The 19,112-nt window shown below is 59.3% G+C and carries 23 protein-coding genes and 3 tRNA genes; 18 read left to right on the top strand and 8 right to left on the bottom strand.

Annotated elements, in window-relative coordinates; genetic code table 11:
* The first annotated feature begins 106 nt into the window (after positions 1 to 106).
* From ybgC to BLU48_RS21330, 10 genes are all read left to right on the top strand, one after another.
* Complete coding sequence (gene ybgC / locus BLU48_RS21375) at positions 107 to 562, top strand: tol-pal system-associated acyl-CoA thioesterase (protein ID WP_057021613.1); 456 nt, start codon at positions 107 to 109, stop codon at positions 560 to 562.
* Position 563: 1 nt separating this feature from the next.
* Positions 564 to 1,259: a protein TolQ gene (gene tolQ / locus BLU48_RS21370; protein ID WP_043049112.1), complete on the top strand. Its 696-nt coding sequence runs from the start codon at positions 564 to 566 to the stop codon at positions 1,257 to 1,259.
* A 23-nt stretch (positions 1,260 to 1,282) separates the two neighbouring features.
* Positions 1,283 to 1,735 carry a protein TolR gene (tolR, locus tag BLU48_RS21365; protein WP_161793227.1) on the top strand — a complete coding sequence of 151 codons (453 nt, stop codon included), beginning with the start codon at positions 1,283 to 1,285 and terminating at the stop codon, positions 1,733 to 1,735.
* The gene (gene tolA, locus BLU48_RS21360; protein ID WP_003193863.1) at positions 1,735 to 2,808 is read left to right on the top strand and encodes a cell envelope integrity protein TolA; all 1,074 of its coding nucleotides are present in this window, start codon (positions 1,735 to 1,737) and stop codon (positions 2,806 to 2,808) included. The genes tolR and tolA overlap by 1 nt, the downstream gene beginning before the upstream one ends.
* Before the next feature lie 17 nt (positions 2,809 to 2,825).
* The gene (gene tolB / locus BLU48_RS21355) at positions 2,826 to 4,106 is read left to right on the top strand and encodes a Tol-Pal system beta propeller repeat protein TolB (RefSeq protein ID WP_034115766.1); all 1,281 of its coding nucleotides are present in this window, start codon (positions 2,826 to 2,828) and stop codon (positions 4,104 to 4,106) included.
* Positions 4,107 to 4,161: 55 nt separating this feature from the next.
* A complete protein-coding gene (gene pal / locus BLU48_RS21350; protein ID WP_003193861.1) occupies positions 4,162 to 4,662 on the top strand; it encodes a peptidoglycan-associated lipoprotein Pal in 501 nt (166 codons plus the stop codon).
* A 6-nt stretch (positions 4,663 to 4,668) separates the two neighbouring features.
* Entirely contained in the window at positions 4,669 to 5,499 is an 831-nt protein-coding gene (gene ybgF, locus BLU48_RS21345; RefSeq protein WP_046069314.1) for a tol-pal system protein YbgF, read from the top strand.
* A gap of 165 nt (positions 5,500 to 5,664) precedes the next feature.
* Positions 5,665 to 6,312, top strand: coding sequence for a 7-carboxy-7-deazaguanine synthase QueE (queE, locus tag BLU48_RS21340; protein WP_046069313.1), 648 nt, complete (start codon positions 5,665 to 5,667; stop codon positions 6,310 to 6,312).
* Positions 6,313 to 6,435: 123 nt separating this feature from the next.
* A tRNA-Lys gene (locus BLU48_RS21335) sits at positions 6,436 to 6,511 on the top strand.
* A 94-nt stretch (positions 6,512 to 6,605) separates the two neighbouring features.
* A tRNA-Pro gene (locus tag BLU48_RS21330) sits at positions 6,606 to 6,682 on the top strand.
* 178 nt (positions 6,683 to 6,860) lie between these two features.
* Here BLU48_RS21330 and BLU48_RS21325 read toward each other — a convergent pair.
* From BLU48_RS21325 to BLU48_RS21315, 3 genes are all read right to left on the bottom strand, one after another.
* The gene (locus BLU48_RS21325; protein WP_057021612.1) at positions 6,861 to 8,159 is read right to left on the bottom strand and encodes an NAD(P)/FAD-dependent oxidoreductase; all 1,299 of its coding nucleotides are present in this window, start codon (positions 8,157 to 8,159) and stop codon (positions 6,861 to 6,863) included.
* A 60-nt stretch (positions 8,160 to 8,219) separates the two neighbouring features.
* Entirely contained in the window at positions 8,220 to 8,393 is a 174-nt protein-coding gene (locus tag BLU48_RS21320; RefSeq protein ID WP_046070858.1) for a DUF3094 family protein, read from the bottom strand.
* Between the two features lie 88 nt (positions 8,394 to 8,481).
* Positions 8,482 to 9,111 carry a DUF1780 domain-containing protein gene (locus BLU48_RS21315; protein WP_057021611.1) on the bottom strand — a complete coding sequence of 210 codons (630 nt, stop codon included), beginning with the start codon at positions 9,109 to 9,111 and terminating at the stop codon, positions 8,482 to 8,484.
* A 171-nt stretch (positions 9,112 to 9,282) separates the two neighbouring features.
* Between BLU48_RS21315 and BLU48_RS21310 the strand changes: the two genes are divergently transcribed.
* Together BLU48_RS21310 and BLU48_RS21305 are read left to right on the top strand one after the other, a co-directional pair.
* On the top strand, positions 9,283 to 9,972 hold the full coding sequence (locus tag BLU48_RS21310) for an energy-coupling factor ABC transporter permease (RefSeq protein WP_057021610.1): 690 nt from the start codon (positions 9,283 to 9,285) through the stop codon (positions 9,970 to 9,972).
* A gap of 64 nt (positions 9,973 to 10,036) precedes the next feature.
* A complete protein-coding gene (locus BLU48_RS21305; protein WP_003171680.1) occupies positions 10,037 to 10,252 on the top strand; it encodes a hypothetical protein in 216 nt (71 codons plus the stop codon).
* Here the strand turns inward: BLU48_RS21305 and yacG are convergent.
* Genes yacG through BLU48_RS21285 form a run of 4 tightly spaced genes read right to left on the bottom strand, consistent with a single transcriptional unit; the run spans position 10,249 to position 13,137 of the window.
* A complete protein-coding gene (gene yacG, locus BLU48_RS21300; RefSeq protein WP_057021609.1) occupies positions 10,249 to 10,449 on the bottom strand; it encodes a DNA gyrase inhibitor YacG in 201 nt (66 codons plus the stop codon). The genes BLU48_RS21305 and yacG overlap by 4 nt on opposite strands.
* Complete coding sequence (coaE, locus tag BLU48_RS21295) at positions 10,446 to 11,069, bottom strand: dephospho-CoA kinase (RefSeq protein ID WP_057021608.1); 624 nt, start codon at positions 11,067 to 11,069, stop codon at positions 10,446 to 10,448. Before coaE ends, yacG begins: the two co-directional genes overlap by 4 nt.
* The gene (locus BLU48_RS21290; protein WP_057021607.1) at positions 11,066 to 11,932 is read right to left on the bottom strand and encodes a prepilin peptidase; all 867 of its coding nucleotides are present in this window, start codon (positions 11,930 to 11,932) and stop codon (positions 11,066 to 11,068) included. Before BLU48_RS21290 ends, coaE begins: the two co-directional genes overlap by 4 nt.
* Positions 11,929 to 13,137, bottom strand: a complete 1,209-nt coding sequence (locus tag BLU48_RS21285; protein ID WP_057021606.1) for a type II secretion system F family protein — start codon at positions 13,135 to 13,137, stop codon at positions 11,929 to 11,931. The genes BLU48_RS21290 and BLU48_RS21285 overlap by 4 nt, the downstream gene beginning before the upstream one ends.
* A gap of 201 nt (positions 13,138 to 13,338) precedes the next feature.
* Between BLU48_RS21285 and BLU48_RS21280 the strand changes: the two genes are divergently transcribed.
* The 3 genes from BLU48_RS21280 (at position 13,339) to BLU48_RS21270 (ending at position 14,345) form a co-directional block, all read left to right on the top strand.
* Positions 13,339 to 13,752, top strand: a complete 414-nt coding sequence (locus BLU48_RS21280; RefSeq protein WP_057013848.1) for a pilin — start codon at positions 13,339 to 13,341, stop codon at positions 13,750 to 13,752.
* A 64-nt stretch (positions 13,753 to 13,816) separates the two neighbouring features.
* Positions 13,817 to 13,892, top strand: a tRNA-Thr gene (locus tag BLU48_RS21275).
* A 147-nt stretch (positions 13,893 to 14,039) separates the two neighbouring features.
* Positions 14,040 to 14,345: a DUF6388 family protein gene (locus BLU48_RS21270; protein WP_057021605.1), complete on the top strand. Its 306-nt coding sequence runs from the start codon at positions 14,040 to 14,042 to the stop codon at positions 14,343 to 14,345.
* A 46-nt stretch (positions 14,346 to 14,391) separates the two neighbouring features.
* Here BLU48_RS21270 and nadC read toward each other — a convergent pair whose 3' ends face one another.
* Positions 14,392 to 15,240, bottom strand: coding sequence for a carboxylating nicotinate-nucleotide diphosphorylase (gene nadC, locus BLU48_RS21265; protein WP_057021604.1), 849 nt, complete (start codon positions 15,238 to 15,240; stop codon positions 14,392 to 14,394).
* Between the two features lie 245 nt (positions 15,241 to 15,485).
* Between nadC and BLU48_RS21260 the strand changes: the two genes are divergently transcribed.
* The 3 genes from BLU48_RS21260 to ampE all read left to right on the top strand — a co-directional run bounded on the left by BLU48_RS21260 (position 15,486) and on the right by ampE (position 19,097).
* On the top strand, positions 15,486 to 17,639 hold the full coding sequence (locus BLU48_RS21260; RefSeq protein ID WP_057021603.1) for a DUF1631 domain-containing protein: 2,154 nt from the start codon (positions 15,486 to 15,488) through the stop codon (positions 17,637 to 17,639).
* Positions 17,640 to 17,700: 61 nt separating this feature from the next.
* A complete protein-coding gene (gene ampD / locus BLU48_RS21255; protein WP_057021602.1) occupies positions 17,701 to 18,261 on the top strand; it encodes a 1,6-anhydro-N-acetylmuramyl-L-alanine amidase AmpD in 561 nt (186 codons plus the stop codon).
* On the top strand, positions 18,261 to 19,097 hold the full coding sequence (ampE, locus tag BLU48_RS21250) for a regulatory signaling modulator protein AmpE (protein WP_057021601.1): 837 nt from the start codon (positions 18,261 to 18,263) through the stop codon (positions 19,095 to 19,097). Before ampD ends, ampE begins: the two co-directional genes overlap by 1 nt.
* The last annotated feature ends 15 nt before the right edge of the window (positions 19,098 to 19,112 follow it).

Raw genomic sequence — 19,112 nt, 5'->3', positions numbered from 1 at the left:
TGCTGTCCCAGTGTCTGGTGTCGTCATTCAGGCAGTGGAAATGTTTTCAGGTATTGAAAAAACAGTTGTCCAGCCAATTGGCAACCTGAGGAGTAAGCACTAGAGTATGCGCGCGCAAAACGGGGATCAGTCGTTCGCACATCGCTGTCGCGTTTATTACGAGGACACCGATGCCGGCGGCATCGTGTATTACGTCAACTACCTCAAGTTCATGGAGCGGGCTCGCACCGAGCGGCTACGGGAGCTGGGCTTTGCCCAATCCCAGCTTGCAGGGGAGGACCTGTTATTCGTCGTGCATTCCAGCGAGGCGCGTTACCACGCACCGGCGCGACTGGACGATGAGTTGCTGGTCAGCGCTGAAGTCATCGAATTGAACCGTGTCAGCCTGCGCTTCAAACAGCAGGTCAGGCGGGCCACGGATGCAACGCTGCTCTGCGAGGGGCAGTTCCTGGTGGCGTGTGTGCGCACCAACAGCTTGAAACCTCGGGCCATTCCCGAAACTCTACGTGCGGCCTTTGCTGCCGTGAGCGGCGCGGGTCAACAATCAAAGCAGGAGATTTAGCGTGGAACCTACCGTCGTCGACCATTCCTCCATGTGGAGCCTGGTCAGCAATGCCAGTGTCGTGGTTCAACTGGTCATGCTGACCCTGGTAGCCGCATCGGTTACCTCTTGGGTCATGATTTTTCAGCGCAGCAACATGCTGCGCGCCGGTCGACGTGCCCTGGAGAGCTTTGAAGAGCGCTTCTGGTCGGGCATCGACCTGTCCAAGCTGTATCGCCAGGCCGGCAGCAACCCGGACCCGGATTCGGGCGTCGAGCAGATCTTCCGCGCCGGCTTCAAGGAATTCTCGCGCCTGCGCCAGCAGCCTGGGGTTGACCCGGAAGCCGTGATGGAAGGTGTCGCCCGCGCCATGCGCGTGGCCATCTCCCGTGAGGAAGAAAAGCTCGAGCAAGGCCTGCCGTACCTTGCCACCGTAGGTTCCGTCAGCCCGTACATCGGCCTGTTCGGTACCGTGTGGGGGATCATGAACTCCTTCCGCGGCCTGGCCCAGGCCCAGCAAGCAACGCTGGCCACCGTGGCCCCGGGTATTGCCGAAGCCCTGATCGCCACCGCGATCGGCCTGTTCGCCGCGATCCCCGCAGTAATCGCCTACAACCGTTTTGCTGCAACCAGCGAAACCTTGATCGGCCGTTACTACACCTTCGCCGATGAATTCCAGGCGATCCTGCACCGTAAAGTGCACACCAGCGAAGAATAAGCAGGTAATTCCCAATGGCTTTAATCGCTCGAGCTCGCAAAAAGCGCAAGCCGGTCGCCGAGATGAACGTAGTGCCCTACATCGACGTGATGCTGGTGCTGCTGGTGATCTTCATGGTGACCGCGCCGATGCTCAACCAGGGCGTGAAGGTTGATCTGCCCAAGGTTTCCAGTGAAGCCTTGCCGCAGGACAACAACACTCAGGTCCTGACCATTTCGATCAAGGCTGACAAGACCTACTACTGGAACCTTGGCAGCGAAGTCGACACCCAGAAGCAGCAGGACAAGGCCCTGACCTTGCCGGCGATGACCGATGCGGTGACCAAGATCATTCGCTCCGGCAACGAAGGCGGCAAGCACACCCAGGTGTTCATCCGCGGCGACAAATCGGTCGACTACGGTTCCGTCATGGGCGCCATGGGCGGGCTGCAGAAGGCCGGCGTCGGTAACGTTGGCTTGATTACCGAGGCGCCCTGATGCAGCAACAGCGAGAGCCGTCCGCCTCGGAAAGCTACTTCTGGCCTGGCGTGTGGGCAATTGCCCTGCACGTGCTGGTGTTCGGCATGCTGTTCGTCAGCTTTGCCATGACTCCCGACCTGCCGCCAGCCAAGCCGATCGTGCAGGCGACCCTGTATCAGCTGAAATCGAAAAGCCAGGCCACCACCCAGACCAATCAGAAGATTGCGGGTGAGGCCCAGAAGTCGGCTGCGCGCCAGACTGAAGTCGAGCAGATGGAACAGAAGAAGGTCGAGCAGGAAGCGGTGAAGGCTGCTGCGGAACAAAAGAAAGAAGAGGCGGCTCAAAAGGCCGAGGAATCGAAAAAGGCTGACGAAGCCAAGAAAGCTGACGAGGCGAAAAAGGCTGATGAAGCCAAGAAAGCCGAGAAAGCTGCCGAAGCGAAAAAGGCCGAAGAGAAACAACTGGCTGATATAGCCAAGAAGAAATCTGAAGAAGAAGCCAAGAAGGCTGCCGAAGAAGAGGCCAAGAAAAAGGCCGCTGAAGAAGCCAAGAAAAAGATAGTCGAAGACGCGAAGAAGAAAGCCGCCGAAGACGCCAAGAAAAAAGCTGAAGCAGACGAGGCGAAAAAGAAAGTCGCCGACGAAGCGAAGAAGAAAGCTGCCGCCGACGCCTCCAAGAAGAAGGCCCAGGAAGCAGCACGCAAATCCGCCGAAGAGAAAAAGGCCCAGGCCCTGGCAGATTTGCTTTCCGACACGCCGCAGCGTCAGCAAGCCTTGGCCGATGAGCGTGGTGATGAAGTCGCGGGCAGTTTCGACGACCTGATTCGGGCGCGGGCAGCGGAAGGCTGGACACGTCCACCTTCGGCACGCAAAGGCATGACAGTAGTGCTGCAGATCGGCATGTTGCCGGACGGTACGGTGACTTCGGTCAGCGTGGCCAAGTCCAGTGGTGACGGTTCGTTCGACAGTTCGGCGGTTGCCGCGGTCAAGAATATTGGCCGGTTGACCGAGATGCAGGGAATGAAACCAAGTGACTTCGCTCCCTATCGTTCATTCAAGATGACATTCACACCTGAGGATCTAGCCTTGTGAGAAACCTTCTTCGAGGAATGCTTGTCGTTATTTGCTGTATGGCAGGGATAGCGGCGGCGGATGAAAAGAACATCCTGGTAACCAGCGGCAGCGATCGGGCCACCCCGATCGCAGTCGTACCCTTCGGTTGGCAGGGCGGCAGCGTGCTGCCGGACGACATGGCCCAGATCGTCAGCGACGACCTGCGTAACTCCGGTTACTACGCGCCGATTCCCAAAGGCAACATGATCAGCCAGCCCAACCAGGCCAGCGAAGTCGTGTTCCGTGACTGGAAAGCCGTGGGCGCGCAGTACCTGATGGTCGGCAACATCACGCCGGCCGGCGGTCGCCTGCAGATCCAGTACACCTTGTTCAACGTGGCTACCGAGCAGCAGGTCCTGACCGGCAGCGTATCGGGTACCGCAGAGCAACTGCGCGACATGGCCCACTACATCTCGGACCAGTCGTTTGAAAAGCTTACCGGTATCAAGGGCGCTTTCTCGACACGCCTGCTGTATGTGACGGCTGAGCGTTTCTCGGTGGACAACACCCGCTACACCTTGCAACGTTCGGACTACGACGGCGCACGTGCAGTGACCTTGCTGCAGTCCCGTGAGCCTATCCTGTCGCCGCGCTTTGCGCCGGACGGCAAGCGTATCGCCTATGTATCGTTCGAACAGCGCCGTCCGCGTATCTTCGTGCAGCACATTGATACGGGTCGCCGGGAGCAGATCACCAACTTTGAAGGCCTTAATGGTGCACCGGCCTGGTCGCCGGATGGTTCGCGCCTGGCTTTCGTACTGTCCAAGGACGGCAACCCGGATATCTACGTGATGAACATGGCCTCGCGCCAACTGAGTCGCGTGACCAGCGGCCCGGGTATCAACACCGAACCGTTCTGGGGTAAAGATGGTTCCACCATCTATTTCACCTCCGACCGCGGCGGCAAGCCTCAGGTCTACAAGGCAAACGTGAACGGTGGGGGTGCTGAGCGTGTGACCTTTATCGGTAACTACAACGCCAACCCTAAGCTTTCGGCCGATGAAAAGACGTTGGTGATGATTCACCGTCAGGATGGTTTCACTAATTTCCGGGTTGCGGCCCAGGATTTGCAGCGCGGAACCGTGAAAATCCTTACAGATACCAACCTTGATGAGTCAGCCACTGTTGCGCCCAACGGCACCATGGTAATCTACGCCACCCGCCAGCAGGGCCGGGGAGTCTTGATGCTCGTGTCCATTAACGGACGCGTAAGGCTCCCGCTTCCTACCGCACAAGGCGAAGTCAGAGAACCATCCTGGTCCCCTTACCTGAACTGACGCGGCGCTACAAAAAGATTTGCTTAACACACTGGGGTTCATTAGGAGTTTCACGATGGAAATGCTGAAGTTTGGTAAGTTTGCTGCTCTGGCTCTGGCTCTGTCCGTAGCCGTTGGTTGCTCCTCTAAAGGCGGCGACAATGCCGGTGAAGGCGCTGCTGTTGATCCAAACGCTGGTTACGGCGCTAACACTGGTGCAGTTGACGGCTCCCTGAGCGAAGAAGCTGCTCTGCGCGCTATCACCACCTTCTACTTCGAATACGACAGTTCGGACCTGAAGCCAGAAGCCATGCGCGCTCTGGACGTTCACGCCAAGGACCTGAAAGCTAACGGCGCTCGCGTTGTTCTGGAAGGTAACACTGACGCCCGTGGTACTCGTGAGTACAACATGGCACTGGGCGAGCGTCGTGCGAAAGCCGTTCAGCGCTACCTGGTACTGCAAGGTGTTGCTCCAGGCCAACTGGAACTGGTTTCCTACGGTAAAGAGCGTCCAGTTGCAACTGGCAACGACGAACAGTCGTGGGCTCAGAACCGTCGCGTCGAACTGCGTAAGTAATTCGTCATGCGAACGTGCCGTCGTGCTCTAACTGTATTGGCTCTCAGCCTCGCACCGCTTGCGGTGTGGGCTGCGGTTCCTGTAACGGATAGCAACTCAGGCTATAACAATAGCGGGAGCAGTTATCCGCCAGCGGGTTATGGCACGAACGGCGCCTATGCTGGGGGAGCGGCTACGTCCGCTCCCTCGGCACAGGGCGAGCTGTTCAACCAACTGCAACGCATGCAGGATCAATTGTCGCAGCAACAAGGCGCCATTGAAGTGCTGCAGAATCAGGTGAACCAGCTCAAGCAGGAAGGCCTGGAGCGATACCAGGATCTTGATCGTCGTATTGGAGCCGGTGTTGCACCTGCCGCTACTCCTGATAATTCTTCTACCGGTGGCGCGCCAAGCGCTGCCGCCGGTGGCGCAGCAGCTGGGGCCGCCGCGGCTGCCCCTGCCGCCAGCAGCGAACCGGGTGATCCAGCGAAGGAAAAGCTGTATTACGATGCAGCCTTCGACCTGATCAAAGCCAAGGATTTCGATAAGGCCAGCCAGGCCTTTACCGCATTCCTGCGCAAGTACCCCAACAGCCAGTACGCGGGCAACGCCCAGTACTGGTTGGGCGAGGTCAACCTGGCAAAGGGCGATTTGCAGGGGGCAGGCCAGGCTTTCGCCAAGGTCAGCCAGTTGTACCCCAAGCACGCCAAGGTGCCGGATTCGCTGTACAAGCTTGCTGACGTAGAACGCCGCCTGGGTCATACCGACAAGGTCAAAGGCATTCTGCAACAGGTGGTTGCCCAATATCCGGGGACGTCCGCCGCCCAGTTGGCCCAGCGGGATCTGCAGCGCTTGTAAGCGCATCTTTCCCGTTGAGAAGAAACCCGCGCCTGGCGCGGGTTTTTTCGTTAGAATCCACGCCCTTTTATGAAATACGCTTCCTGGGATTGGCGCGTTGGCGCAATCCCTTGAAGTGCCTGACGGAGGCGGACAGCCTGTTTAGCTGTTACGCCCGTGGCGACTATGCAAGACACATTACGTATTACCGAAGTCTTTTACTCGTTGCAGGGTGAAACGCGTACTGCCGGCCTGCCCACTGTATTTGTGCGGTTGACCGGCTGCCCATTGCGTTGCCAATACTGTGACAGCGCCTACGCCTTCAGTGGCGGCACCGTGCGCACCCTCGACGACATCCTGGAACAGGTTGCCAGCTACCGGCCGCGCTACGTCTGTGTGACGGGCGGTGAGCCGCTGGCGCAACCCAATGCCATTCCCTTGCTCAAGCAGTTGTGTGACGCCGGTTACGAGGTCTCACTGGAAACCAGTGGCGCCCTGGACATTTCCGCTGTCGATCCGCGTGTAAGCCGGGTGGTCGACCTCAAGACGCCAGGCTCCAAGGAAGCGCATCGCAACCTGTACGCAAACATGGACCTGCTGACGGCCAATGATCAGGTCAAATTCGTGATCTGTTCCCGTGACGATTATGACTGGGCCAGCTCCAAGCTGATCCAATACGGCCTGGATCGACGTGCGGGCGAGGTGCTGTTCTCGCCCAGCCACCACGACCTCAACGCTCGCGACCTGGCTGATTGGGTCGTGGCGGACAACCTGCCGGTGCGCCTGCAACTGCAGTTGCATAAATACCTGTGGAATGACGAGCCAGGGCGCTGATCACGCGGCTGCGAGAGGCGTTCTACCGACCGAATTACAGTTCAAATGCGTTTTTTCTGATTTATTTCAAATAAGGTGTTGAATAATCCTTAGAAATCAGTATTATACGCGCCACCACACAGCGGGTCGTTAGCTCAGTTGGTAGAGCAGTTGGCTTTTAACCAATTGGTCGTAGGTTCGAATCCCACACGACCCACCATTTTTGAGACCAGTCCAGGCTGGAATCGAATCTTAAGATCAGAGGCCAAAAGCGCTGATCGAAGAAGGCGACTGAAAGGTCGCCTTTTTTTTACCGGGGTATAGCGCAGTCCGGTAGCGCGCCTGCTTTGGGAGCAGGATGTCAGGAGTTCGAATCCCCTTACCCCGACCATATTAAAAATCCTCGTATCGAAAGATACGGGGATTTTTTTTGCGCGCGCGAATCCTGAGCTCACCGCAAAGCAAATGTGGGAGGGGGCTTGCTCCCGATAGCGGTGGGTCAGCTAAGTATTCATTAACTGACACACTGCTATCGGGAGCAAGCCCCCTCCCACGGGAGTTATGCGTTGTTAGTGGAGTTTGAGGCGCGGTTCGGTGCCTCGGCCAATCTTGCTCCCCAACATCAGCATCGCCGTACGGAAGAACCCATACAGCGCCATCTGGTGCATGCGGTACAGCGACACATAGAACATCCGCGCCAGCCAACCTTCCAGCATCACACTGCCGGTCAGGTTGCCCATCAGGTTGCCCACCGCTGAGAAGCGCGACAGCGAAATCAACGAACCGTAGTCGGTGTACTTATAGGTTGGCAGTTCCTTGCCTTCAATGCGCAATTTCAGCGATTTAGCCAACAGCGAAGCTTGCTGATGTGCAGCCTGGGCCCGTGGCGGTACATTGCGGTCGGTGCCCGGTTGCGGGCAGGCAGCGCAATCACCAAAGGCGAAGATGTTTTCGTCGCGGGTGGTTTGCAGGGTTTGCAGCACCTGCAGCTGATTGATGCGGTTGGTTTCCAGGCCATCGATGTCCTTGAGGAAACCCGGTGCACGAATCCCGGCCGCCCATACCTTGAGGCTGGCGGGAATCACTTGCCCGCTGCTGGTGATCAGGGCGTCGGCAGTCACTTCACTGACCGCCGAGTTGGTCAGCACGGTCACCCCAAGTTTCTCCAGGGTTTTATGCACCGGCCCGCCGATGCGTTCCGGCAGCGCAGGCAATACCCGCGGGCCGGCTTCGATCAGGGTGATGTGCATGTTTTCTGGCTTGATACGGTCCAGGCCATAGGCGGCCAGCTCATGGGCGGCGTTATGCAGCTCGGCGGCCAGCTCGACGCCGGTGGCGCCAGCGCCAACGATGGCAACGCTGATTTGTTCAATGGCATCGGTCTGCCCGGCATGGGCGCGCAGGTAGTGGTTGAGCAGTTGCTGGTGAAAACGCTCGGCCTGCTTGCGGGTGTCGAGGAACAGGCAATGTTGCGCCGCACCCTCGGTGCCGAAGTCGTTGGTGGTGCTGCCCACAGCAATCACCAGGCTGTCATAGCCCAGTACGCGTGCAGGCACCAGTTCGCGACCTTCTTCGTCGAGAGTGGCAGCCAGCTGGATTTTCTTCTGTTCGCGGTCAAGCCCGCTCATGCGCCCCAGCTGGAACTCGAAGTGGTTCCATTTCGCTTGGGCAACATAGTTGAGTTCATCTTCAGAAGAGTTCAGCGAGCCGGCAGCTACTTCGTGCAGCAGGGGCTTCCAGATGTGGGTCAGGTTGGTGTCCACCAGCGTGATGCTGGCCTTGCCGCGCTTGCCCAGGGTCTTACCCAGGCGGGTAGCCAACTCCAGGCCGCCGGCGCCGCCGCCGACGATAATAATACGATGGGTCATGGGGATATCTCGCAAGGCTAAAAGAAATCGGAGCAGTTACCCTCGCGAGCGCCAGGCAGCTCATAGCGTCAGGTAACTCAATAGGCGGCTCAGCACACCGAGCCCGATCACCACTACCAGCACCACGCAGAGGAGCAGCCACGGCCGGAAAGGCTTGCGCTCGACTCTGTTCTGGGAGAGTTGCAGGTACTCTTCGACATGCTGTTGGTCATCGGGGTTCAGGCGGCTGGTCATAAAGGCCTCGTCAGGTAGACGTTGCAAAAGGGCGCCACGTTACAGCCAGGGGTCGGCGCTATCGCCATAAGCGTAGCCGGTGCCTGTGTCACAGGCTGATGCCAACGTCGAATACTATGCTGCGCCCCAGGTTGTTGCGCAAGAAATCCGGTGCATCCGGGTGGGCGAACAGCACCCGGGCGAAGGTTGGGCCCACCAACGACAGCGAGCGCCAGCCTTGGCGCAAATACTCGGTGGGGGGCGGGAAGTGGCTGTTGAGGTCCAGCACTTCGCGTTTGAGGCTGGCAAAGGCGACGAGATCCAACTCTCCCAGGTCCATGCCGCGCTCTTTGTAGTTGTGGGCTTTTTTACGCAGTGTCGGCGCCAGGCGCAGCAGGAACTCATGGGCCGGGATGCGCCGTGGCTTGGCTTCGCGCCGCACCAGCTGGCTCAAGGAGAACGCGCTGCGCCTGCGCAGCAATTCGTCGCGCCACTCGTCGTTCAGGCGGCGGCCTTCGTCCAGCACGAAAAACACCTCGAAGCTGGCGTCGCGAAACAACACATCCGGCGGCTCCTGGCCTGCGGCGTGAAACTCTTCGACGCGGTAGGGCACGTTCAAGCCTTGCAACAGTCGCTGGCAAACCCAACGCTCACGCTCCCATTTGCGGGCATTGGACAGGAACGCGTTGGCTTGTTCGGCTGCTACGGTGAGCAGGCGCAAATAATCTGAGTCATCCATATTCGCAGCTTAGCGTTCAAATGATGACCACAGGAAGTCTTGCTTGTGCCGCCCCTCCCAGATTTGAATCTCGCTTTGACCCAGACCAAAGTTAAAGCGCAGGTGTAGACTGCGCACTCGGCAGTAAGCCCTGAGGTTCGTGGTGAGGCTTTTTGTAGAGGTAGTGCATCCGTGATCAGTGCAGCTGTTCTGGCGCCATCGACCCTCGGCATCGGCTGGCTGTTGTATGCGCCCGTGGTGATATGGGCGGTGCTGCGCTCGCCGTGGGTCGAGTTGTTCGCCGACCGACGACGCCAGCATTTGCTGTTCGGCACGGTGTTCGCGCTGTTCATGCTGTGGCTGGTGCGGCGGGATTTCGATACCGGAGTGTCCTATCACTTTATCGGCATGACCGCCGTCACCTTGCTGCTGGATTGGCCGCTGGCAATCGTCGGTGGGTTTGCCGCTCAGCTCGGCCTCATGCTGCTGGGGCGCCAGGACCTGGCAGCGCTCGGTATCAATGGCCTGCTCCTGATCGGGTTGCCGGTGCTGGTCACCGAAAGCTGTGCGCTGCTGGTCGAGCGGGCGCAACCGCGAAACCCCTTCGTGTATATCTTCTGTTCCGGTTTTTTTGCCGCAGCGCTGTCGGCCTTGCTGTGCCTGTTGGCCGGGCTGGGTTTATTGTGGTTTGACGGCCGCTTTGCGATGCCGCAATGGCTGGAGGACTTTGTGGGCTACCTGTGGTTGATCATCTTTCCCGAAGCCTTTATCAACGGCATGGTCATCAGCGCATTGGTGGTGTTCTGCCCGGAATGGCTGGAGACCTTCAACCGTACCCGCTACCTCTCGGCGCCTTGGAAGGACGACGATTCACGGCGTTGATCCAGGTCAAATGCCGGGCAACGGCGCAGGTCCATGCTCTGCAAAATTTTCAGGAGCAGGGATCATGAGTGTGTATGAGTGGGCACGGCAGGAGTTGCGCAGAAGCCAGGATGCGGCGCAGGAAATCGGTTTTGACCCAGGCTTGACCTTGCGCGCCATGCTCAGTGCGGTAGTGCAGCAAAGCAAGGGCGTACGCAGTTTCGAAGACCTGGCCGACGAGCTGCAATACCTCGCAGAAAACCTCGACGACCAGCAGGAATATGCCTTTATGCGGCCTTAGTGGCGTTGTGGCAGGTCTTCGGAAAACAGCTCGTCTTCGGCATCCGGGGCCACGGGGATCTTGTGTTCCTCGGCGGCCCAGGCGCCCAGGTCGATGAGTTTGCAACGGTCCGAGCAGAACGGCCGGTTGAGGTTTTCCGTTTTCCATTCCACGGGGGCACCGCAGGTTGGGCAATCGACGGTCAAGGGTTGGCTCATGATCGGCCTCCACGCAAAGTAAGGTAAAAGTGGTGCAGTCGCTCGACCTCGCCATGCAGCCAGGCAAGGTCCTGGTCATTGACCAGTACATCATCGGCATGGTTCAGGCGGTCTTCGCGGCTGGACTGGGCCTTCAGAATCGCCTGCACCTGTTGTTCGCTGATGCCATCGCGCTGCAGGGTACGCTGAATCTGCAGCGATTGCGGCACGTCGATCACCAGGATGCGCTGGGTCATGCTGTATTGGCCTGACTCGATCAGCAGCGGTGACACCAGGATCGCGTAAGGCGAACGGGCGCGCGCCAAGTGACTGCGAATTTCCTCGGCGATCAACGGGTGCAGCAGGGCTTCCAGCCACAGGCGTTCTTCAGGGACTTCAAAGATCAGTTTACGCAGCGCGGCGCGGTTCAGCTGACCGTCGGGGTGCAGCACGCCGCTGCCGAAATGCTGGGCAATACACGCCAGTGCCGGCCGCCCAGGCTCGACGACCCAGCGGGCAGCATGATCGGCATCCACCAGGTCGACGCCCAGCTTGATAAAGTGGTCGGCCGCAGCGCTTTTGCCGCTGCCAATGCCGCCCGTGAGGCCAAGAATCCAGGGTGTTGCGACAGAAGTGGTCATCTGAAACCGACAGACTGCAAATAGAAGTCGGTTATTTGACCACCCCAGAGCAATGCAATCCAGCCGGCAATTGCCAGGCAGGGACCAAATGGCATCGGTGCTGACACCGGGGCCTTGCGCAAACGCAATAGAATCAGCCCGGCAATCAAGCCCAACAGTGAGGCCATCAGCAATGTCATCGGCAGTATCTGCCAGCCGCCCCAGGCTCCCAGCAATGCCAATAACTTGAAGTCGCCATGGCCCATGCCATCTTTACCGGTGACCAGCTTGAACAGCCAGAACACGCTCCACAGGCTCATGTAGCCAATGACCGCGCCCCACAGCGCATCGGGCAAGGTCGCCAGCAGGTCGGCGCTGTTGAGGATGAGTCCCAGCCATAGCAGCGGCAGCACCAGCGCATCCGGTAACAATTGATGGTCTAGATCAATCAGGCTCATGCCCAGCAAGCCCCAGCTCAGCAACAACACCGCGCCGGCTTGCCAGCCAAAACCGAAGTGCCAGGCAACAGTGGCCGTGATCAACGCGCAGGCCAGCTCGGTTAATGGATAACGAAGGCTGATGGGCTCACGGCAATGTGTACAACGCCCCCTGAGCAACAGGTAGCTGAGCAGTGGAATATTTTCCCAGGGCCGAATTGGCTGTTCGCAACGGGTGCAGCAGGAATTCGGGCGCATCAGGTTATAGGCCGGCCCGGCGGATGCTGCAGGCAAGCCGAGGATCTCATGGGCCTGGGCACGCCATTCGCGCTCGAGCATTTTTGGCAGTCGCCACGCCAGCACATTGAGGAAACTGCCAACGATCAGGCCCAGCACCAGTGCCATGGCAACAAAAAACCAGGGCCGTTCGGTCAGCAGCAGGATCAAAATGCCGTGCCCAATTGAAAGACCGGCAGGTAGAGGGCGATCACCAACGCCCCGACAATGCCCCCCAGTACCACCATGATCAGCGGTTCCATCAGGCTGGTGAGGTTATCGACCAAGGTGTCCACGTCCGCCTCGTAGTGGTTCGCGACTTTCTCCAACATTCGGTCCAGCGTGCCGGATTCTTCACCGATGGCCGTCATCTGGATCGCCATGCCTGGAAACAGGCCATTGCTGGCCATGGCCTGGTTCAATTGCATGCCTGTGGATACATCGTGGCGCATACGTTCAATTGCCTGTTTGAATGGTCCATTGCCGACGGCGCCGGCCACCGAGCCCAATGCCTGCACGAGGGGCACGCCCGCTGCAAACGTGGTCGAAAGCGTGCGGGCGTAACGAGCGACGGCAGAGTTGTGCAGCAGTTTGCCTGCCAGGGGCATTTTCAACAAACCCGCTTGCACCCGATGGCGAAAACCTGGGTAAGCATGGTAAGCCTGGCGAAGCCCTGCCAGCGACGCACCCAAGCCCAGCGCCAGCATCCACCACGCCTGTTGCAGGAATTCGGACAGGGCAATGACCGCCAAGGTAAACCCGGGCAACTGGCCGCCGACGCCGGTGAACAATTTCTGGAATTGCGGCACGACGTGCGTCAGTAGCACCACGCTGACCAGTGTGGCGACCACCAATACCGTGACAGGGTAGGTCATGGCCTTTTTGATCCTGGCTTTGAGCCGTTGGCTTTTTTCCAGATGAATCGCCACGCGCTCCAGTAGGGTTTCCAGGGCACCTGCCTGTTCCCCGGCGGCGACCAGGTTGCAGTACAGATCGTCGAAATAACGCGGGTGTTGGCGCAGCGCATCGGCCAAGCTGTTGCCGCTGGCGATCTGCTGTTTCAAGGCTTTGACCAGGTCACACACCTGCCGGTTCTCGACGCCCTCGCTGATGATATCGAAAGCTTGTAGCAGCGGGATGCCGGCCTTGAGCAATGTGGCCAACTGGCGGGTGAGCAGGGCGATATCCGCAGGCAATATTCGTGGGGCAAAGATCGGCCGTGATGTAGGCTTCTTGCGCACACGCTCGGGGCAGATCCCTTTCCGGCGCAGTTGTGCCTTGATCAGCGCAAGGTCATGGCCAGCAATTTGCCCGGACACCCTGCGTCCCTTGCGGTTGATGCCTTCCCAGGCGTAGATCGTTGAAGTGTCATTCATGTCGGGTCCGCGTAGGCAGCTCGTGAAGAATTTATAGCTTAGCCAGGGAGCGTATCCGGGCAGGCTGGCGTTCAGGAATAAAATGTCAGAATGTGCGTCCTGTACGCGATTGGCGGCGTGGGCATGAGTACACTGGCGCCGTTGCACACTACGGGGCGCAGGACGCGCCTTGTCATGGTTCTATTCTGGAGAGTGAAAGAGATGCGTCAAAAAGGCTTTACCTTGATCGAGTTGTTGATCGTCGTGGCAATCATCGGCATTTTGGCCACCATCGGTTTGCCCATGTACACCAAGCACCAGGCCAAAGCCAAGTTCACGGCGGGGCTGGCTGAAATCAGTGCGTTGAAGGCTGGCTACGAAGACACGATCAACCAGGGCACTGTGCCCACTCTGGAGTTGATTGGTGGCACCAGCCCGACGGCCAACTGCACGATCACCGTGGCGGGTGATGTGGCTTCGGGCGCCGGCTCCATCAGTTGTGAAATTCTCGATGCGCCGGCCCCTGTGCTGGGCAAGACCATCACCTTGATCCGCAGCGCCACCAGTGGCTGGACTTGTGCCACTACGGCTGACGCGCAGTACGTTGCCAAGGGTTGCTCCGCCAACGGAGCGTGACGGCCGCCGGGCGGTAAGCGAGCCAGTTGCTGCATGCCCGATGCAGTGCTAGCTTTAGCCCACCGCCCGTGTAGCTCAGCCGGTAGAGCAGCGCACTCGTAACGCGAAGGTCGCAGGTTCGATTCCTGTCTCGGGCACCAAGGCACCACCGCTTCAAAGGCAATGTTTTCAGATGATCCCAGAATGGTTCTGAAGGCCAGACGAGCCGGCATTCGTGCCCGCTCTTTTGTATCTGCGCAACCTTGATGACCCAGATGCATCCCCATTCCTCGATCTAAGAGAACGACATGACCACGACTGAGATGACCCAGGAAGTTCGGCACCAAGCAGCTCTCGAAAAATATCTCGAGGAGTCGCCGCAGCTTAAAGAAGAGATCAAGGAACTGAGCGCTGACGATCAGCGTGACCAGATCCAGTGGGCATTTGAGGACGAGGCCGAGAGCCAGGGCTACCAGCCTTGGGAACTGACCCTCAAGTACACCTCGACGCCTGAGGCGTTTGAAGCCGCACGGCTGGCCTTGCACAAAGAGGCGGCCGAAGTGCTGGGTGTCGAGTGGGACGAGTATTGCGAGATGAATAATCTTGTAGTTTAAAGCAGCCTGTAGGAGCGAGCTTGCTCGCTCCTACAGTCAAGGCACTTTAGATACTCAGACGCATCGACAGATCCACAGCCTTCAGATCCTTGGTCATCGCGCCAATGGAGATGTAGTCCACACCGGTTTCAGCGATAGGCAGCAGCGTGGTTTCGTTGATCCCGCCGCTGGCTTCCAGCTTGGCCTTGCCGGCGGTCAGGCGCACGGCTTCGCGCATGTCGTCCAGGCTCAGTTCATCCAGCATGATGATATCGGCACCCGCCGCGAGGGCTTCGCGCAATTCTTCCAGGCTTTCCACTTCGATTTCCACCGGCTTGCCCGGGGCGATCTTGTGGGCGGCCGTGATGGCCTGGGTAATACCTCCACAGGCGGCAATGTGGTTTTCCTTGATCAGGAACGCGTCATACAGCCCGATGCGGTGATTATGGCAACTACCGCAGGTGACTGCGTACTTCTGCGCCAGGCGCAGGCCCGGCAATGTCTTGCGGGTGTCCAGCAGCTTGACCTGGGTACTGGCAACAAAGTCCGCCAGGAACTGCGCACGGGTGGCGACGCCTGACAGCATCTGCAGGAAATTCAGCGCACAGCGTTCACCGCTGAGCAGCGAGCGTGCCGGGCCTTCAAGGTGGAACAGCGCCTGGTTGGGGTTGACCCGTTCACCGTCGGCCACCTGCCAATGCACGGCTACCCGCGGGTCCAGTTGGCGAAACACCGCATCTACCCACGCCGTACCGGCGATAACGGCCGCCTCGCGGGTAATGATCGTCGCCTTGGCCAGCCGTTCGACCGGGATCAACTGCGCGGTGATGTCGCCACTGCCGATGTCTTCCAGGAGTGCGCGGCGCACGTTGGCTTCAATTTCGGCGGTGAGGTCGGCGAGACGGAGGTTCGGCATAACAGGCTCCACAAACAAAGTGCCTCGATTATAGGGGCTGCGCGCGTTTGAACCCAGGCTCGCCACTCAATTACCGCGCAAAGGCATAGTTTGCTGGCGCAACTACCCTCATTTGCAAGATAATCTCGCGCCTTGCGATTGGCGTCATAGCTTTGACGTCCTGGTGGTAGCCGGGTGTTTGCAGTGCCTCCCGGGCCTGCCCCCGTTCTTTCCCCCTCTCAACACCGCCGTTTCAGGAGGCCAGGATGCACAATGACGGAAAGGTGGTGCCTTTCAACAGGGCACAGGCCACGCCATCGCCGCTCGCGCGCCTGCCGGTGGTGGTGCTGCAGGTGCGTGACAAGGCTGCGCAACAGTTGCAACAGGGTTTGCAGGAGTTGTTCGATAACGCCGACGACACCCTGTTCGAAATGGCTGACAAAGCCCGTAGCACCGTCGACCATCATATTTTCTTCGAGGCCATGCGCGACCTGCGCCTCAAGCGCAAGAACTTCGAGCGCGTATTCATGGAGCAGCTGTTTGCCGCCTTTGCCGATCTGTGCCTGGCCGGGCGCGGCGACATGCACTTGGTGCCGGTGATGTCTTACGAAGGCGCGTCCGGTACAAGCGCGGATGAGGCGGAAAAAGCCGTGGCCCTGGAAGCGATGCTCAGTCGGGTACGACATCGCGATGGGTTGGCACTGGGGCAGTTGAGTGCGCGATTCAGTGAATTGCTTGGCCGGCGCCTGGATGACCATGAGAACCCACTGGGGCCGGCCCTGCTTTGCGAGTTCTTCCTGCAGGCCGGGCGCAGCCTGGGGGTGGAGATCCGGGTCAAGCTGATCATGCTCAAGCTGTTTGAAAAATATGTGCTCAGCGACGCTGACCTGCTGTACGCCGAGGCCAATCAGCTGCTGATCGCCACTGGGGTACTGCCCGAACTCAAGGCCGTTCCGTCCCGTCGTCCCGGCGCGCCTGCGGCCCGTGATCAGCATCACGCCAACCAGTCGATCGCCGAGCCGCCGTTCGAGCCAAGCGGACAAGAGGCCTTCAGTGCCTTGCAGAAATGGCTGGTGGCCGTGCGTGGCAGCGTAGCGCCGACCCTCGAGGCCAGTACCGAGCCGCAACCCATCGCCCCCCGTGACCTGCTGCGCCTGCTGTCGCATTTGCAGCAGTACGTCCCGGAGCCCGACGCCGAGGACGATTTTGACCTGCGCAATCAGCTTGAGCAGCTACTGACTCGGGTCAGCGTCAAGAGTGGCAGGTCGCGGGTGCTGGAAGAGGCTGACGAAGATGTAATCAATCTGGTCGCCTTGCTGTTTGAGTTCATTCTCGATGACCGCAGCGTGCCGGATGCTTTCAAGGGTTTGATTGCCCGCTTGCAGATTCCGATGCTGAAAGTCGCGGTGCTGGACAAAAGCCTGTTCAGCTGTGCGAACCATCCGGTGCGCCGCTTGCTCAATGAAATCGCGAGCGCCGTCATGGGATGGAACCCGCCTGGGGATAACCCGCGCGACTACCTCTACCTGCGTATCGAGCAGGTCGTACAGCGGCTACTGAATGAGTTTGTCGAAGACACGGCAATTTTTTCCCAGCTACTGGCGCAGTTCAGCGCGTTTACCGCCGATGAGCGCAGGCGTAGTGAGTTGCTGGAGCGGCACACCCATGAAGCCGAGCAAGAGCGCCTGCATACCGAGGCTGCTCGCCAGCGGGTGGCGCAGGTGATCAATCGACGGATTATGGGTAAAACCTTGCCGCAGTTTTTGCTTCGGTTCCTGCAGCAGGCCTGGAGCCAGGTACTGTTGTTGACCACGCTCAAGCACGGCGAACAATCCCTGCCATGGCAAACGGCGCTGCGCACCATGGATGAGCTGATCTGGAGCGTTGGCCTGCAGGAAGACACCGAAGCAGGTCGGCGTTTGCTCGAGCAATTACCTGGGTTGCTCAAGGCGCTGCGTGACGGTCTGGCCAGCGCGGCGTTCGATTCGTTCAGCACCCGTGAGTTTTTCCAGCAGTTGCAGGCCATGCATGTACAGTCGTCAGGGGGCGAGGGCGTCGATGTGCTGGTCGAAGTCCGCGAACCTTTCGTCTTCAGCTCGAGTTTGCCGCCACCCCAAGAGTCTCTGCCCGATGATGATTCCGATTTGCTCAAGGTCCAGCAGTTGCGTATAGGCACCTGGATCGAACTGCAGCAAAACGACGTCCCCATCCTGCGCTGCAAATTGACGGCAATCATGCCCCCTGCCAATACCTATGTTTTTGTCAGTCGTACGGGGCTCAGGGTCCTGGAGCAAACCGCCGGGCAATTAGCCCTGGCCTTCAAGCGTGGCGCGCTGCGCACGTTGGATAATGGCTTGCTGTTCGAACGTGCGCTGGCTGCGGTGATGGGTAACCTGCGTCAACTCAATCGCGGCAAGTGATCGCAACCGCGGGGCGGAACGCGGCATACTGGTAACACTTAGTCTCATTCAAGGAGCCTGTATGCAGTTGGACCCCGCCAGCGGCTGGTGCCAGGGCATCCGTCACTGCCCTTCGCCCAACTTCAACGAGCGCCCTGAAGGCGAAATCTCGCTGTTGGTGGTGCACAACATCAGCTTGCCCCCAGCGCAGTTCGCGACTGGCAAGGTGCAGGAGTTTTTCCAGAATCATCTGGACGTCTCGGAACATCCCTACTTTGAGGGTATCGCGCACCTACGTGTGTCTGCGCATTTTCTGATTGAGCGTGACGGCATTGTGACGCAATTTGTTTCCTGTCGGGACCGAGCCTGGCATGCAGGTATTTCCAGTTTCGAGGGCCGCGAAGTGTGCAACGATTTTGCCCTTGGGATCGAGCTGGAGGGTACGGACGAACTGCCGTATACCGATGACCAGTACAGGTCTCTGATCGACCTGACACGCCAGCTGCTGACGGCCTACCCGAAGATTACCCAACAACGTATTTGTGGTCACAGCGACATTGCCCCGGGGCGCAAGACCGACCCGGGCCCCGCTTTTGATTGGACGCGCTTTCGTAGCGCCCTGCAGGATGGAGGACACGAATAATGAGTTTCCTGGTGTTGGTGTTGGCGGTCTGGATTGAGAAGTTCTCGGCCTTGCGCCTGCGGCTGCAGCGCGACGGAGGATGGCTGCGTGAGCTGGCCAGGCTGGAGTCGAGTCCGCGCATGGGCAAGCGCCCCTGGCTGATCCTGCTGATCATGGTGCTGCTGCCCGTGGCGTTGCTGGCGCTGTTGCTGCTGGTGCTGGAGCCGGTGGCCTATGGCCTGCTGGCATTGCCGGTGCACTTGCTGGTGGTGATCTATAGCCTGGGCCGTGGTGATCTGTTGGCAGGGCTGGGACCGTTTCGTGACGCCTGGCGGCGCGGTGACCTGCAAGCTGCCGAACACGTGGCCGAGCGCGATCTGAATCTTGGCGCGGACAGTGGCGAGCAATTGCTGGAGCGCGTCCAGGGCTACTTGCTGTGGCAGGCGTATCAAAGCTTTTTCGCGGTGATCTTCTGGTATTTCCTGCTAGGTCCGGTAGCCGCCTTGGCCTATCGCCTGTTAGCCCTGGCCAGCGAACATAGCCAGAACCCCTTGGTGGCCGAGCGCGCCACGCAGCTGCGCCACGCGTTTGACTGGTTGCCGGTACGCCTGCTGGCGGCGAGTTTTGCCTTGGTGGGCAATTTCGTCGGGGTCAGCCGTGTGATGCTCCACGAAGTGCTGAGCTGGGACATCAGCGCTGCACAACTGATGGAAAAAGTCGGACTGGCCGCTGCCGAAATTCCGCCGCCGGTGGTGGGTGCCGATGGCATCAACAGCCTGGATCGGCTGTGGGAGCTGCTGCTGCGTGCAGCGGTGCTGTGGTATGCCGGCTTTGCCATCTGGACCGTGTTGCCCTAAACATTGCGGGAGGGG

This window comes from Pseudomonas synxantha (assembly GCF_900105675.1).
Lineage (GTDB): Bacteria > Pseudomonadota > Gammaproteobacteria > Pseudomonadales > Pseudomonadaceae > Aquipseudomonas > Aquipseudomonas synxantha.
The sequence above is the reverse complement of the archived record's forward strand: the minus strand, read 5'-3'. Positions and strand labels throughout refer to the sequence as shown.

Excerpts from the sequence above, each read along its gene's own strand:
- BLU48_RS21325 (WP_057021612.1), bottom strand. The coding sequence starts at position 8,159 with ATGACCCATCGTATTATTATCGTCGGCGGCGGCGCCGGCGGCCTGGAG.
- BLU48_RS21260 (WP_057021603.1), top strand. The coding sequence starts at position 15,486 with ATGCACAATGACGGAAAGGTGGTGCCTTTCAACAGGGCACAGGCCACG.
- coaE (WP_057021608.1), bottom strand. The coding sequence starts at position 11,069 with ATGACCACTTCTGTCGCAACACCCTGGATTCTTGGCCTCACGGGCGGC.
- tolA (WP_003193863.1), top strand. The coding sequence starts at position 1,735 with ATGCAGCAACAGCGAGAGCCGTCCGCCTCGGAAAGCTACTTCTGGCCT.
- BLU48_RS21305 (WP_003171680.1), top strand. The coding sequence starts at position 10,037 with ATGAGTGTGTATGAGTGGGCACGGCAGGAGTTGCGCAGAAGCCAGGAT.
- BLU48_RS21315 (WP_057021611.1), bottom strand. The coding sequence starts at position 9,111 with ATGGATGACTCAGATTATTTGCGCCTGCTCACCGTAGCAGCCGAACAA.
- ampD (WP_057021602.1), top strand. The coding sequence starts at position 17,701 with ATGCAGTTGGACCCCGCCAGCGGCTGGTGCCAGGGCATCCGTCACTGC.
- queE (WP_046069313.1), top strand. The coding sequence starts at position 5,665 with ATGCAAGACACATTACGTATTACCGAAGTCTTTTACTCGTTGCAGGGT.
- ybgF (WP_046069314.1), top strand. The coding sequence starts at position 4,669 with ATGCGAACGTGCCGTCGTGCTCTAACTGTATTGGCTCTCAGCCTCGCA.
- ybgC (WP_057021613.1), top strand. The coding sequence starts at position 107 with ATGCGCGCGCAAAACGGGGATCAGTCGTTCGCACATCGCTGTCGCGTT.
- yacG (WP_057021609.1), bottom strand. The coding sequence starts at position 10,449 with ATGAGCCAACCCTTGACCGTCGATTGCCCAACCTGCGGTGCCCCCGTG.
- nadC (WP_057021604.1), bottom strand. The coding sequence starts at position 15,240 with ATGCCGAACCTCCGTCTCGCCGACCTCACCGCCGAAATTGAAGCCAAC.
- tolB (WP_034115766.1), top strand. The coding sequence starts at position 2,826 with ATGCTTGTCGTTATTTGCTGTATGGCAGGGATAGCGGCGGCGGATGAA.
- ampE (WP_057021601.1), top strand. The coding sequence starts at position 18,261 with ATGAGTTTCCTGGTGTTGGTGTTGGCGGTCTGGATTGAGAAGTTCTCG.
- BLU48_RS21285 (WP_057021606.1), bottom strand. The coding sequence starts at position 13,137 with ATGAATGACACTTCAACGATCTACGCCTGGGAAGGCATCAACCGCAAG.
- BLU48_RS21320 (WP_046070858.1), bottom strand. The coding sequence starts at position 8,393 with ATGACCAGCCGCCTGAACCCCGATGACCAACAGCATGTCGAAGAGTAC.
- BLU48_RS21280 (WP_057013848.1), top strand. The coding sequence starts at position 13,339 with ATGCGTCAAAAAGGCTTTACCTTGATCGAGTTGTTGATCGTCGTGGCA.
- BLU48_RS21270 (WP_057021605.1), top strand. The coding sequence starts at position 14,040 with ATGACCACGACTGAGATGACCCAGGAAGTTCGGCACCAAGCAGCTCTC.
- pal (WP_003193861.1), top strand. The coding sequence starts at position 4,162 with ATGGAAATGCTGAAGTTTGGTAAGTTTGCTGCTCTGGCTCTGGCTCTG.